The following is a 14,107-nucleotide window of genomic DNA, read 5'->3' on the forward strand; positions in this document are numbered from 1 at the left end:
AAACTTAGGCCCAGGGCAGATCCCCGAGCTCTAGAACAATACGCCCGCGCACACCACCGGCTTCCATCCGCCGGTGGGCTTCTGGTGCTTGATCCATTGGCAGCACATCGGCCACCCGCAGTGTCAGCACGCCGTCTTCCACGAGCTGGCGCAGTTCTTCGAGTTTGTCTTGGCGACGGTCGTATTCGGTCACCCAGATCGGGCGGAAGGTCACGCCGCGGTCGCGCTCGCCTTCGGCCCCACGAATGGTGATGATGGTCGCGCCGTCTTTGGCGGCGTCCACGATTTCATCCACCTGTACGGCACCATCGACGATCGCGTCGACGCCGTTGGGGAACTTCTCCCGGATGGCCTCAGCGAAGTTCTCGCCACGCAGCTTGACGATGTCGGCACCCAATTCTTGGACCAGATCGTCGTCGTCTTCGGAGGCATCCGCGATGACGGTCAGGCCGCGGTGTTTGGCCAGCTGAATGACATAGCCACCCAGGGTACCGGCAGCGCCGGTCACGGCCAGCTTGGCACCCTCGGGCAGATCGAGCGTGTCCAGCGCCAGTTGCGCGGTCAAGCCATTCATCGGCAGGGTCGAGGCCTCGGCAAATGAAGTGTCTTTGGGCATCCGGACGACCGATTCGGCCGGGACAACGATGCGTTGGGCGTAGCCGCCGTGGGTGCCTTTGGGAACAACAAAGGCCATGACTTTATCGCCCACCGTCAGGTCGGTATCGGCGGCTTCGTCAATGGCCTCAATCACGCCGGCGGCATCCATGCCCGGCACATGCGGTCCCTCGCGGCCCTTGGTGCGAGCACCCGCGCGACGCGTGGTGTCCGTGGGGCTCACGGCAGTGGCCTGGACCCGAATGAGAACCTCACCGGGGCCGACTTCCGGATCAGGGAACTCCATCACTTCAAGAACGTCTGGGCCGCCTGGAGTATTAAATGCTATAGCTTTCATGCTGGCGAGATTATCAGCTGGTCCTGAATGCGACCTGTTGTGCAAAGCCATGAAACGTCATCTTCAAATCGTGCCGGGTTGCATTGAACGGCCGGAGAGGACTCACAATGGACCGCGTCGACCCGGTAACGTGGGAGAAACCCCAGCCAAAGGATTCCGTCATGATGCAGCCCCAAATACCACCGGTTACCTGGCGCCCAACTGACCCTCGCGACACCGAGATGTTCCGCTTCGCTCAGTGGGTCACGACCCAGCGCGGGGTGGATCTCGGCCCGTTGACGGATGCCACGGGCAATGTGTCCGAGCAGTTGTATCGGAACCTGCACGCCTGGTCGATCGCCGAGCTAGCGGAGTTTTGGGATGCGGTGCGCGAGTACTTCGGGGTGCTGGGTGAGGACTTTAACACCCCGATTCTGCCGAACGCGGCCATGCCCGGAGCCACATGGTACCCCGAGGCGAGCGTGAACTATGCCGAAAACGTTTTGGAACGCACCCGCGATCTAGTCGACCAGGATGCCACGGCGATCCTGACGATCGATGAGGACGATGAAACCGAATCACTGTCGTGGTACTATCTTCGCACCCGGGTCCACGGACTGGCCGAACAACTCCGTGAGCTCGGGGTACAAGCCGGCGACCGCGTCGCTGCGGTGTTGCCGAATAATGCCTCGGCCATCATCGGACTGCTGGCGGCCGCGACCATCGGCGCGGTGTGGACCATCAACTCCCCGGATCTCTCCGTGACCGCCACGCTGGCCCGGCTGCGGCAGCTGGAACCAAAGGTGTTGATCACCGCGACGGGGTATACCTATAACGGCCGGTGGATTGACCGCACCGATTACAACGTCGAACTGCTCACCGGGCTGCCCAGCGTGCAGCGCCACTTAGACATTGAACATTTCCGCACCGCCCCCGTCAACGGCCCCGAACGCTACTACCCGCTCGCGTTTGACCACCCATTGTGGATCCTCTTTTCCTCGGGCACGACCGGTGACCCCAAAGGTATCGTTCACGGCCACGGCGGGATGCTGCTCGAAGCACTCAAGAGCAAAGCCCTCCACCAGGACATGACACTCGATGACCGCTACTACGTGTCAGCTAATACCTCGTGGATGGTGTGGAATACGTTATCGCATGCCCTGGCGTGTGGTGCATCGGTCGTGGTCTACGGTGGTTCGCCCCAGGTGCACGCCCCCGACCGGCAGTTTGAGGTCATCGCGAAAACCGGCGCGACCCGGTTCGCGGTCGGTGCGCCCTATCTGACCATGGTCGAACGCTCCGGGTTATCCCCCGGCCAGCGCTGGGATCTGAGCGGACTGAAATCCATCTTGTCCACGGCCGCACCCCTACCCGAGTCAACCTGGCGCTGGGTGCACGAACACGTCAGCCCAACCGTCCGCCTCGGCTCCGATTCCGGCGGCACCGACATCTGTTCAGGATTCATCGGCTCCAACCCACTAGAACCCGTTCACTTGGGTGAGCTCCAGGGTCCGATGCTCGGCGTGGCTGCTCGGTCCTTCGACGATGACGGCCACGAGATCTTCGACGCGGTCGGCGAGCTGGTCATCACCCAACCCATGCCCTCGATGCCCGCCTACCTCTGGGATGACAGCGAAGATGAGCACCGCTATCGCGAGTCCTATTTCGAGCGCTTCCCCACCGTGGACCAATATCCCGATGGGGTATGGGCCCAAGGTGACTGGGTGACCCAGACCTCGCGCGGCAGTTTTATTGTCCACGGCCGTTCGGATGCGACGCTGAATCGCGACGGCGTACGCCTGGGCACCGCGGAACTCTATGCCGCGCTGGGCGACGTTGCAGAGATTGTAGAGTCCACGGTCATCGGTGTGGAGCAGCCCGACGGCGGGTACTGGATGCCGTTGTTTGTGCAGTTGGCCGACGATGTTGAGCTCACCCCAGAGCTCGAGCAGCGCATCAAGGATACGCTTCGGAGGCAGGCATCAGCACGTCACGTGCCCGATGAAATCATTCAGGTTGCGGCTATCCCGTTGACCCACAGCGGCAAGGGGATCGAGGTGCCACTTAAGAAGCTGTTCTCCGGCCGGGGCGCTGCCAACGCAATTAACGAGGATGCCATCGCGAACCCCGAGGCGCTAGCCGAGTTCGTGGAGCTGGCTGAGCAGCGCCTGTCCTCGCAATCATGAGAGGACATGAATGAGGCCCCGGCTGGAACCGGGGCCTCATACTCTCATCACTCACACCTCGAAGAGGATGTTTCCTACTCTACGAAACGTTCCTGACGCGGAGCTTGCGTTCCGCTCAGAAACCGGCATGAACCGGCTGGTAAAACGCTGGGCATGATAGGTAATGTAAAAAATGAGGCAGATTTTTTACACGTTTGGCTCATATGTAAAAACTTTTTACATATCTTTTCGTCAACAGAAAAGCCCTGGCCCCAGGACGTGAGGGACCAGGGCTTACATGAGGCGTCTTTGGACGATACTCGCTGTGGCACTAGCCGTTGAACGAGCGCATGCGCTCCAATTCCATCCGAGTACCCGCGGTATTCTGCGCGGTGCGTGCCATGGCAACGTAGAACTCAAGGGTCAGCCGGGCGAAGATCAGTACTAAGAGCATCGGAATCCAGCCGAGCAGAAGGCCCAGCAGCCCAACGAGGGGTTCTTGGGTCATCAACACGATCGAGCCGATGAGCCACCCGAACAGTGCCCAGAGCCCGATAACCACCATCACGATGATGTAGATGAACTTGGCGAACTTGAGGGTGACGAAAGTCTGGAAACTAAAGTCGAACAGCCCGGCGAAGAACCCTTTGGCTTCTACCGTATTGGTCTGGGGGCCGCGCTGTGGTCCGCCCGGGCCGGGTTGTGGTTGGCCACCGGGTGGTTGGGGTGGGGCTCACAAGAGCCGGAGTGTGAATATAAGAGTTGTGCCTATTGGTAAAAATGGGCCACTAACCAGAGATACCACGGAACGTTAAGGGACGCGACATCACACGGTGCAAAACGCATGAACACATGGTGAACCCGACCAGCGTCATATCTACACAAGGGTCTTCAGAACACAGCGTTGAGGAGCCCTAACGTTCAGGGAATACAGTCATTAGCATTTGGTCTAGTAAAAGCCCGCTTCACGCTCACGTTGCGAGCAACCCCCACGCGTCAGGAGTATGCCATGACCGATCACCGCGAGACTCTGTCAACGTTAGGTACCAAGTTTCGCAACGGCACCACGACTGCGGTCGAAGCGTCCCGCACCGCTCGCCAAGCTGCCAAAGCCGCCGGGCCGGTTTTTATCACGGTCATCGATCATGATCGCGCCGCACAAGATTCCGACGCCCTGTTTTCGGCGGGCACCCCGCGCAGTGCGCTGGAAGGCATCCCGATCGCGGTCAAAGACGTCATCGATACCGCTGATATGCGCACCACCATGGGCTCCAATGTCTATGCCGATCACCAACCCGAACACGATGCAGCGATTGTCGCCCAGCTACGCCGAGCCGGCGCCAATATAATCGGCAAGGCCAATACGCACGAATTTTCCTACGGCATTCGCGGCGATACCAGCGCGTTTGGAGTGGTCCCAAATCCTTACGACGAGAGCCGGGTCTCGGGTGGTTCCAGCTCGGGTTCGGCAGCGGCGGTTGCTCAGGGCATCGTGCCGGTGGCAATCGGCACGGATACCGCCGGCTCTACTCGAGTCCCAGCAGCTTTATGCGGTGTGGTGGGATTCAAACCAACCTTCGACCTACTCGACACCGATGGCGTGTTCCCGCTAGCACGGTCTTTTGACACCGTGGGGTTATTGGGCACCACGGTGCGCGACGTGCTGGCAACGCTGGATGCGCTGGGGCTGGAAGGCTTCGAACCGGACGCGGAAGATACTGAGCAGTTCGAGTTTCGGATGCTCCAAGGCAACCCTGGTTTGAGTGCGGATGCTGAAATCGTCTCGCCGGAAGTCCCCCTGCCGGAAGTACTGGATGCCCCAGCTATTGAGCACCCAACGATTCGTGGTGAATACGCTGACTTCCGGGGCCTGTTCAATATTGTGCGCAGTCGCGAAGCGTATCTGCTGCATGAACCGTATCTGGAAACCTACGCTGATCAGTACCAAGAGCTGACCCTGACCCGACTGCGAAACGGGCGCGATATCTCCGATGCCGACGTCGACGAAGCGCAGGCCAGTATCGACGAGGTCAATCAGCTCTACCTGGACACGTTCGATGATCACCAGATGCTGCTGACACCAACCGTGCCCATTGATGCTCCTTCACAGAATGAGGCACCGGGCGAGGGCTCCGAAGTACTCGTGTCCCAGTCGGTGATTTGGAATATGTTGGGCTGGCCCGCGGTCTCCATCCCCTATTGGATCCCCGGTGATCCCCTACCCAAAGGGCTGCAAGTGATCGGCAAACCCGGACGCGATGCTGCGGTGCTGCGAGCCGGACAACAACTTGAGCAACTGCTCGCCGAGCGCGTTGAAACCATGCGCCCCGCACAGCCACAAGCAACAGAGCTATACGACTAACGTCAGCAGAATTTCGGTATCCTCCATCAGACATCCTTAAAAGCAAGTGCAGAATCGTTGACACGCTTAAACCGCGTCAATATGATCGGCTTGATTGACGGTTCAAGTCGAAATCTAACAATGTGTGACGAGAGGACGCGATGGCTAGCGTTTTGGATAAATCAGCGATTGTCGCGCCGAAGACCTTTAACCGGTGGCTCATCCCCGCCGCGGCGTTGGCAATCCACCTGTGCATCGGCCAGGTGTATGCATTCAGTGTATTTAAGATTCCATTGATGTCTCGCTTCGATGTGGGTGAGGTGTCTGTCGGCTGGATCTTCTCGGTCGCCATCGCGATGCTTGGCCTGTCGGCCGCATTCGGGGGCACCTGGGTGGAAAAAGCAGGACCCCGCAAATCCATGGCGGTCGCAGGTACCGCCTGGGTTTTGGGCTTCTTTGTCGCAGCCTTCGGTATCGCTACCGGACAACTGTGGCTGGTGTACTTCGGGTATGGATTCATTGGCGGTATTGGGCTTGGCATTGGCTACATTTCGCCGGTCTCAACCCTGATGAAATGGTTCCCCGACCGTCCAGGGCTAGCCACCGGGCTAGCCATTATGGGCTTTGGTGGGGGCGCGCTCATCGCCAGCCCGCTGTCGAACTCCCTGATGTCGCTGTATGGCGGCGGAACCGAAACGGAGAATCTGGCAGCAGGCCTGGTACCAACGTTTATCACCCTGGCCATTAGTTACGCGGTCATCATCGCGGCCGGTGCTTACGTCATTCGGATGCCCCATCCGGACTGGGTACCAGAGGGGTATGACCCCGAAGCCGTTGAAAAAGATGCGATGCAGACTCGACTCAACGTCTCCGCGAACCAAGCGCTGAAGACCCCGCAGTTCTGGTTCTTATGGATCATCTTGTTCACCAATGTCACCGCCGGGATTGGTATTTTGGAAAACGCGGCACCGATGATTCAGGACTACTTCCCAGCCGTGACCGCCGCGGCTGCTGCAGGCTTCGTCGGCATTCTGTCGCTGGCCAATATGGCCGGCCGATTCGTATGGTCGACCACCTCGGACTACATCGGCCGCAAGCCCATGTACATGATTTACTTGGGCGTGGGCATCGTGCTGTATCTACTCATCGCCTTCTTGGGGAACAACTCGCTGGTCCTATTTATTATCGCAGCGGTCTTCATTTTGTCCTTCTACGGCGGTGGCTTCTCGACCGTTCCAGCCTACCTGCGTGACATGTTCGGCTATTACCAGGTCGGCGCGATTCACGGTCGACTGCTCACCGCATGGGCCGCCGCCGGTGTTGCTGGCCCGCTGATCGTCAACACCGTGGTCGAGGCTCAGGCCTCCGCAGGCCTCGAGGGTCCAGATCTCTACACCGTATCCATGTACATCATGGTTGGCCTCTTGGCACTCGGGCTGATCGCCAACATCCTGATGCGTCCGGTCGCCGAGAAACATACCATTGAGTACGACATCAAACATTAGGAGCAGTGAACGATCATGAGCACTTCACCGCAGTTTTCTGAAGCAGTCACCGATGAAGTCAGCGGCACCTACCGCACCGTCGCGGTCATCTTAGCGCTGGTCGTCATTATGGGCCTGGGCTACGGCCTGGTCGACACGGCCATCAAAGCCGCTGCACTGTTCACCGAATAACGCCGCTATACGTCAATGGGGGCTCTCCCTGGATCGGAAGATCCGGGGAGAGCCCCCATCGTTTTAACGCTGTGGCCTTAGAGTTCCGGGATGACCGCCTGAGCAATGAGGAAGTAAATGATCAGCCCGCTGGCATCCACGAAGGTGGTAATGAAGGGGTTGGAGAACACGGCCGGGTCAACTTTGATGGCCTTGGCCACCAGCGGCATGATACCGCCCACGCTGGCCGCCATGGTACACACCGACAACAACGTCAATCCGATAATCAATCCGATCTCGGGCTCATAAAAGAACCCGGCGATCACAAAACCCAACGTCCCCAAGATGAGTCCCAACAGAAATCCAGTGCGGACTTCTCGAGCGAGTACTCGAATCATGTCCCGGGGCTGGAGGTTATCTAAGGCGATCGCGCGGGTCACGGTGGTTGCGGCCTGGTTGCCGGTGTTCCCACCGGTCCCAATCAGCAATGGTACAAAGAGTGCCAGGACGGTGACTTGGGCAAGCGCGTCCTCAAAGACTTCCAACACCTGCACGGTCAGCGTCGCGCCAACGGCGAGTACCAGTAGCCAGGTGATGCGGCTGCGTACCAGTCGTATAATGGGCGTGGAGAGGTAGGGGCGGCGGATCGGCTCGACACCACCCTGACGAGAGACGTCTTGGCTCTCTTCATACTCGAGGATGCGGGCCGCTTCATCCAGCGTGAAAATTCCAACCAACCGGTGTTCATCATCCACGATCGACAGCGCAAACGTGCCACGCTTACTGGCTCGTCGAGCGACTTCTTCGGCGCTCTCGGTGACTTCTTCGGTGTGGGTCGGTCGCACCAGTTGTTCGATGGTACTCGATGGGTCGCTGTTCATCAGCGTGCGCAGACCAACCTCACCAAGCACCCGGCGCCCCTCATCGACGACAGGTAAGTAATAGATCGTCTCAGCGTCGTTGATGTGTTCCCGCACGCGTTGCATTGCCTCATTGACGGTGAACCACGGGTGGAGCCGGATGAACCGGGGACTCATGCGTCGACCCACCGCGTCGGAGGGGTAGCCCATGAGTGCTGCGGTTTGGTCTCGCTCGTCAAGGTCCAGACCCTGCATGAGTTTCGAGGCCACCGTGGCGGGCAGTTCATCGAGCAGCCAGACGCGATCTTCGGGATCCAGATCGACGAAGATTTCGGCGGTTTCTTGATCCTGCAGGGCTTGGAGTAGATCGCTTTGTGCCGCCGGGCGCATGGCCTCAAAGACTTTGAGCGCCACCTGCTTTTCTAATAGCCGGTAGACAATGGCACGCCGTCGCCGGTTGAGCCGTGCCAGCAGCCGGATGATTTCCGAGACTTCTAATGCGTTGACCCGGCGAGATATTTCAGCCAATTCGTCCTCGGCGAGGTCATCTTCGATCCGGTTGAGGCGTTTTGTCAGAGTGGTCTGCTGGGTGCGGGCCATAGAGGTCTCTTCCGTTAATTACTCGTCGTTTCAACGTCTTTAGGCGCCTAATGTACCCGAACGGCAATAGCACGTGACCATTTGATCTGCTTTTGCGGGGCCGGCTGTGACATATTCATCATCAGCACGCGAGACTATTTCCATGGACGAGCACGCTTGCCCATCTCCACGGGTCCATCTCTTGGGAATGGCTCGGCTAAAAAGTGGAGAACATCACACCTGGTACTCTGGGCCAGTAATCACTTAAGTTATAAATCAATCGCTACAGATTTGAAATAGATACTAGTCGGGACCCTCATCCGACAGTTACCATGAAGTACAGTGACCTTCATCACACACCATAGAGGCGACTGAATAATTTATGGACCGGCAAAATCCGCTACAGCGGAACAGTAAAGTGTCGTCACGCAAGGACGATCTAGCGCTCCTAGTCGAAGCGGTTGAAGACGCTTTGGAGCGCCACGATTACAGCCGGGCCGCAGAACTCATCGAACAAAACCTCGCCGCCACATGGTTTGGCTTTCCAACACATCGAACCGCTGAAATTCTTGGTCTCATCGCCAGAAATCTCGAACGCCCGCCGCCGCTTCTGGTCGTGACACACAAAATTATGACGGCCGCCAGCCCAGACCTGAGCAACACAGAACCGTTGATGGAAGCGCTCGATGCGGAAGACCCGGGCCAAATGCTCGCGTTGGCAATGTTTCGCATGGTCGATTACCGCCTCCACGGTCGCACGACTGAGGCCCTCGAACAGGTTGAGACCGCTGAAGCGAACCTGGCCACACTCCGGAACCAACTGCCCCCGCAGTCTCACTGGTTGCAACATGCTGCGGTCCAAATTGGCAACACCGCGATGCTCGCTGGAGACTTCACGAAAGCACTGTCTTCGTTCATGCGGGCGCAAATGCTGCCGCCGAATCCACGGTTCGCCTTTTTAGAGCGCGAAGCCATCGTAAAATCGGCCCTGATTCACGCGTGTTTTGGGAACGCTACCACAGCCGATGGGCTGTTGAAGCGCACCGGGCGTATTCAACGGACCTCGAGCTGGTGCGAAACCCAACTTGATGCCCATGAAGAATTCGTCCGGATCCTCACGTACGCTGGCGACTACGAAGAGGCATTAGAACGGCTCGAAGCCATCAGCCTTCAGGACATTGGCGAGATGTGGCCGTTCTATATTGTGGCGCTGCATCGAGTCCTCGAGGTTGCGGGACACCATGACGAGCTGGAACACCAACTGGAAATGCTCGACTCGCTGCCCTTTCCGCGGGTAGACGGCGAGGGTTTTACCGGCAGTGTGCTCCCCCTGAAACGCGCGATGACAGCGCTGCAGTCGGGACGCGGGGCCGAAGCGTTGAGATTCCTGGAACGAGCCGACCCGCGTCTGACGTACACCAAGCTCACGCAAAGCGCTGCTGACCTCTTTGTCGGCCGGACCCAACAAGCCATGGATCAAGCAGTGGCGTTGCGCAAAGAAACTCGTGCCTTTCGGTTGATGGAAATTCGTCGACTGTCGGTATTAGCGGCAGCGCAATACATCGCCGGGGATCCAGAGGCCAGTATTCAAACGCTTCGGTGGGTAGCGAGTCTCCCCAGAGGATTGAGCCCTCATGAGCTCGTGCTGTTTAGTGTAGAAATGCGGATGCTCGGCGAGGAGCAAGTTGAAAACTGGCCTAAAACCCCAGTCGGCAAGGGGATATTTCTACCGGAACTCCCCAAGCCAGGAAAAACGCTGACCGGGCGTGAAATTGAGATCCTGACGCTGCTATCCCAGGGTTACACTCGGACTGAGATAGCAGAAAGGCTCTACATCAGCGTTAGTACGGTGAAATCGCAGCTGCGGTCCTTGTACCGAAAGCTTGACGTGTCGTCGGCTGCGGATGCGATCTTTGAGGGAGAGCGGCGCGGCGTGCTCTGATAGCATGCACCGTGCAAAATAAATGGCGACCCTGACGGGACTTGAACCCGCGACCTCCGCCGTGACAGGGCGGCGCGCTAACCAACTGCGCTACAGGGCCTCAGCGATGCGGACATCGCATAAGCCAGTTCTTGGCTTGTACCCCCAACGGGATTCGAACCCGTGCCGCCGCCGTGAAAGGGCGGTGTCCTAGGCCACTAGACGATGGGGGCGTATTGTTACGAAGTTTTTTGACAAGCTTCGAAGCTAGAAAGATAATCTTAGAGGTCGACCGGCGGAGAATCAAATCCTTGCCGTGCTCATAAGACCACATACGCCAGTATGCTCCCACGGCTGGGCCTGAAACAGAGTCGCCGTTTTCAAATCAGGACCTACAACGGTCCACCCGGCCTTCCCGACACACCCTCTCGTAGCTGGCGGTTGGCGCATAGTATAAACTTCAAATATACATAAATGTAAGGTAAGTCACTAGAGGTAGAACGATGTCTGAACGCGATACCACAGACTACGAGACTTCCCTGCAACAAGATGACCTAGCTCAGCACGCTGAAGAAATCGAAACCGCACTCGACGGAGAGAACTTAAATCGCGTGGTTGCACCCCTCGAAAGCGATCTTGCAGGTACCTGGTTCGGCATACCGCCCGACCGCACCCTAGAAACCATGCGGTTGTTGTTTTGCACTGCATCTAACGACAGCAGACTGTGGCAAATTGCTCGCCGCTTCTTTAGCGAAAGCCCTTCGGACCAATTTGAGATTCAGGCTTCAGCCACATTTAATCTCGATGACCCACGAGACGTGTATCTTCTGACGATATTGCGACTGGGAATCGCCCGATCTCAAGGATGCACGCAACGCGGCCTGGAACAATGCGACCTACTGGAGCAACAACTCGGTCCCATACCGTCACTACGAGCTTCATATGACAGCTGGGCTTTACACGCTGCGGTGCAAATGGGTATTACTGCCATGCTCGCAGGCCACTTCACTCGAGCACTCACGAACTTCACGCGCGCCCAATTGCACGTACAAGTTCCGGAATTTGCTTTCTTCACACGCGACGCACTGACAAAATCAGCGCTCATCCACGCGTGTTTTGGCAACCGCACCACAGCTCGCTCACTAATCCACCGGGCAGATAAAATCGCTCGCACTTCCAGCTGGGCAGAAACTCATATCGACGCCCACCGAAATTTTGCGGAAATCATGGTCACCATAGAAGACTATGACGCAGCACTCCAAAAGCTTGATGCTCTCAACTTGCGCGATATTGGTGAGATGTGGCCCTTTTACATTCTGGCCGTGCATCGAGTTCTAGAAGCTGGTGGCCGCCAAGATGAACTCGAGCACCGGATGGAAATATTCGATGACATGTTGTTCCCACGGCACGACGGCGACGGTTTTACGGGCAGTATCATTCCCTTGAAGCGCGCGGCGATAGCCCTGAAGAACGGCCGGGGTGTAGAAGCTCAAGCTTTCATTGATCGCGCCGACCCGGACCTGACCTACACCAAGCTCTTCCAAGCTGCCGCCCACGTCTATGCTGGCCGGACTCAGCAGGCGATCCAAGACGTCTCCCGTCTGAGACCAAAAACCCGAGGCTTTCGCTTGATGGAAGTTCGCCGGCTCGCAATTCTTGCCGCAGCCCAGTATCAAGCCGACGAAACCGAGGACTGCCTCAGCACCCTGGCACGCGCCGCCGAGATACCCCGAGGGCTGGGCCCACTTGAGGTCCAGTTATTCAGCCCAGAAACACGAGATCTAGCTGCCCAGAAGGTGCCCGCATGGCCTCGAGACAATCAGGAGCCCTCCGTGTTCCTCACCGGGCTGCCCAAACCTGGTACTGCCCTGACTGAACGCGAAGTCGAAATCATCGAACACCTGGCTGAAGGTCATCCCCGGGCGCTTATGGCAGAAAAGATGTTCATTTCAGTGAATACACTAAAGACCCATTTGAAGGCTATCTATCGAAAACTCGGGGTGTCTACAGCAGAAGACGCTGTGTTCGGGGCACAGCGTCGGGGTCTGCTCTAGACCCAGCACCGTCTGATGTGCAGTATTAAACTGAAGAACCCTCGCGATGTAGAAGCTACGCGAGGGTTCAGTGGTCCCGACCGGCGTCGATCCGGTGACCTTTCGATTTTCAGTCGAACGCTCTACCAACTGAGCTACAGGACCAAAAGGTATTCAATTGTTTTGGGAAAAAGAGCCCGTCCACTGGACAGGCTCTCAAATCCGCGACCCTGACGGGACTTGAACCCGCGACCTCCGCCGTGACAGGGCGGCGCGCTAACCAACTGCGCTACAGGGCCAAAAGAAATGCAAACATTTCTCATAGCCATTTTACTGACTTGTACCCCCAACGGGATTCGAACCCGTGCCGCCGCCGTGAAAGGGCGGTGTCCTAGGCCACTAGACGATGGGGGCCTGGTGTTCGCTGAGCTTTTACACTCGTTAGCGCGATCGACCTAGATCATCATAGACCTAAACGATTTTCAAATGCAAATCGCTGTGGAGCCCAACCCCTCTTCAAAGTCGACCCATTTCCTCTGCATCCCTGCCCGCAGCGCAGCACTAACAACGAGCCAGCTGCTATTGGCGCGGGCAAAACTCCTAGTCAGATACTTTAAAGAAAAGAGAATTCGCCCAGTCTTTTTTTGATACACCAAGTACAGACAAAACTCATAATCCAGTGTTACTGTGAAGTTCAGCACTCTGAGTTATGGGAGATTCTGATGGATAAGCCAGTCATGCCAGAGCTTTCACTTGTAAATGACAGCGACGATGATCCGATTCACGCTCACACACCGACGAGGATTGCAGCTGCATTACGCGCTCATATCTGCCAAGGTGCATTGAAACCGGGGACCAAACTCTCGGAAGAGACCATCGCGGCGGAATTTGAAGTCTCACGGAACACGCTTCGTGAGGCTTTTACTGTCCTTGCAGGCGAAGACCTGGTGTACAAGGTGCCGAACCGCGGCGTCTTCGTTATCGACCCTGGACCCCGTGAGGTCCAAGAGATCTATCAGACCAGAAGGTTCCTGGAACCCTCTGCCATTCTCTGGGGCAAACTCACCCCGGAATTGACCGACACGTTCAATCGCATCGCTGATCGGACGCGTCGAGGTATCGCTCAAGAGGATCTGGAAGCAATCGTCGAAGCAGACCGCAGCTTCCATGTGGCTGTCGTGGCGCTCGCCAATTCCAGCACCATGAATGAAGCGCTTGAGCGCCTCCTCACCCAGCTACGTCTGGCATTCCATAGTCTGCAGATCACACCACCCATCCATCAGACCTTCGCCCAACAGAACCTAGCGATCATCAACAGAATCCTGTCCGGGGAACGCATCGAAGCATCCCGGGGCTTACACCGCTACCTCGGTTTAGCCGAGAAGATGGTCCTGCAACACGCTGCGGCAAATGGTCGCCCAGTCACGGTTCGCCAGTCCCCCGCAGTGCCTGCGCTCAACGGTCGAAACATGAGTCCGAACTAGCCAACGACCTACATCACAACAAGATCACGTTGCGCCCGGATTGATATCAATCCGGGCGCATGTTTGTCTTAAGTCAAGCACCATGACCGGCCTTGTGTAACAAATTTATAAATCGCTGGCATTGCAAGGATGCTGATG

Annotated in this window: 11 protein-coding genes and 5 tRNA genes; 8 read left to right on the plus strand and 8 right to left on the minus strand. The window is 57.5% G+C overall.

Annotated elements, in window-relative coordinates; translation table 11 throughout:
- Positions 1–4: 4 nt before the first annotated feature.
- Positions 5–952: a quinone oxidoreductase family protein gene (locus J2S62_RS11465; protein ID WP_310174837.1), complete on the minus strand. Its 948-nt coding sequence runs from the start codon at positions 950–952 to the stop codon at positions 5–7.
- 161 nt (positions 953–1,113) lie between these two features.
- On the opposite strand from J2S62_RS11465, the gene J2S62_RS11470 reads away from it, so the two are divergent.
- Positions 1,114–3,117, plus strand: coding sequence for an acetoacetate--CoA ligase (locus J2S62_RS11470; RefSeq protein WP_310174839.1), 2,004 nt, complete (start codon positions 1,114–1,116; stop codon positions 3,115–3,117).
- Positions 3,118–3,427: 310 nt separating this feature from the next.
- On the opposite strand, the gene J2S62_RS11475 is transcribed toward J2S62_RS11470, so the two are convergent.
- Positions 3,428–3,661 carry a DUF4282 domain-containing protein gene (locus tag J2S62_RS11475; protein WP_310175870.1) on the minus strand — a complete coding sequence of 78 codons (234 nt, stop codon included), beginning with the start codon at positions 3,659–3,661 and terminating at the stop codon, positions 3,428–3,430.
- Between J2S62_RS11475 and J2S62_RS11480 the strand changes: the two genes are divergently transcribed.
- From J2S62_RS11480 to J2S62_RS11495, 4 genes are all read left to right on the plus strand, one after another.
- Positions 3,596–3,874 carry a hypothetical protein gene (locus J2S62_RS11480; protein ID WP_310175892.1) on the plus strand — a complete coding sequence of 93 codons (279 nt, stop codon included), beginning with the start codon at positions 3,596–3,598 and terminating at the stop codon, positions 3,872–3,874. The two genes, J2S62_RS11475 and J2S62_RS11480, sit on opposite strands and share 66 nt — an antisense overlap.
- 231 nt (positions 3,875–4,105) lie before the next feature.
- The gene (locus J2S62_RS11485) at positions 4,106–5,458 is read left to right on the plus strand and encodes an amidase (RefSeq protein ID WP_310174841.1); all 1,353 of its coding nucleotides are present in this window, start codon (positions 4,106–4,108) and stop codon (positions 5,456–5,458) included.
- A gap of 140 nt (positions 5,459–5,598) precedes the next feature.
- Positions 5,599–6,942 (plus strand): L-lactate MFS transporter, encoded by a 1,344-nt coding sequence (locus tag J2S62_RS11490; RefSeq protein WP_310174843.1) that lies wholly within the window; start codon positions 5,599–5,601, stop codon positions 6,940–6,942.
- A 15-nt stretch (positions 6,943–6,957) separates the two neighbouring features.
- Positions 6,958–7,113, plus strand: coding sequence for an MFS transporter small subunit (locus tag J2S62_RS11495; RefSeq protein ID WP_310174846.1), 156 nt, complete (start codon positions 6,958–6,960; stop codon positions 7,111–7,113).
- Between the two features lie 77 nt (positions 7,114–7,190).
- Here the strand turns inward: J2S62_RS11495 and mgtE are convergent, their stop codons facing one another.
- Positions 7,191–8,552 (minus strand): magnesium transporter, encoded by a 1,362-nt coding sequence (gene mgtE, locus J2S62_RS11500; protein WP_310174848.1) that lies wholly within the window; start codon positions 8,550–8,552, stop codon positions 7,191–7,193.
- Between the two features lie 397 nt (positions 8,553–8,949).
- Between mgtE and J2S62_RS11505 the strand changes: the two genes are divergently transcribed.
- Positions 8,950–10,473: a helix-turn-helix transcriptional regulator gene (locus J2S62_RS11505; RefSeq protein WP_310174851.1), complete on the plus strand. Its 1,524-nt coding sequence runs from the start codon at positions 8,950–8,952 to the stop codon at positions 10,471–10,473.
- A gap of 23 nt (positions 10,474–10,496) precedes the next feature.
- Here J2S62_RS11505 and J2S62_RS11510 read toward each other — a convergent pair.
- Positions 10,497–10,573: transfer RNA gene (locus J2S62_RS11510), tRNA-Asp, on the minus strand.
- Positions 10,574–10,612: 39 nt separating this feature from the next.
- Positions 10,613–10,685: transfer RNA gene (locus J2S62_RS11515), tRNA-Glu, on the minus strand.
- Positions 10,686–10,955: 270 nt separating this feature from the next.
- On the opposite strand from J2S62_RS11515, the gene J2S62_RS11520 reads away from it, so the two are divergent.
- Positions 10,956–12,506: a helix-turn-helix transcriptional regulator gene (locus J2S62_RS11520; protein ID WP_310174853.1), complete on the plus strand. Its 1,551-nt coding sequence runs from the start codon at positions 10,956–10,958 to the stop codon at positions 12,504–12,506.
- Positions 12,507–12,577: 71 nt separating this feature from the next.
- Here the strand turns inward: J2S62_RS11520 and J2S62_RS11525 are convergent.
- The 3 genes from J2S62_RS11525 to J2S62_RS11535 form a co-directional block, all read right to left on the minus strand.
- Positions 12,578–12,650, minus strand: a tRNA-Phe gene (locus J2S62_RS11525).
- A gap of 60 nt (positions 12,651–12,710) precedes the next feature.
- A tRNA-Asp gene (locus J2S62_RS11530) sits at positions 12,711–12,784 on the minus strand.
- A 42-nt stretch (positions 12,785–12,826) separates the two neighbouring features.
- Positions 12,827–12,899: transfer RNA gene (locus J2S62_RS11535), tRNA-Glu, on the minus strand.
- Positions 12,900–13,207: 308 nt separating this feature from the next.
- Between J2S62_RS11535 and J2S62_RS11540 the strand changes: the two genes are divergently transcribed.
- Positions 13,208–13,969, plus strand: a complete 762-nt coding sequence (locus J2S62_RS11540) for a GntR family transcriptional regulator (protein ID WP_310174856.1) — start codon at positions 13,208–13,210, stop codon at positions 13,967–13,969.
- The last annotated feature ends 138 nt before the right edge of the window (positions 13,970–14,107 follow it).

This window comes from Enteractinococcus fodinae, assembly GCF_031458395.1.
GTDB classification, from domain to species: Bacteria; Actinomycetota; Actinomycetes; order Actinomycetales; family Micrococcaceae; genus Yaniella; species Yaniella fodinae.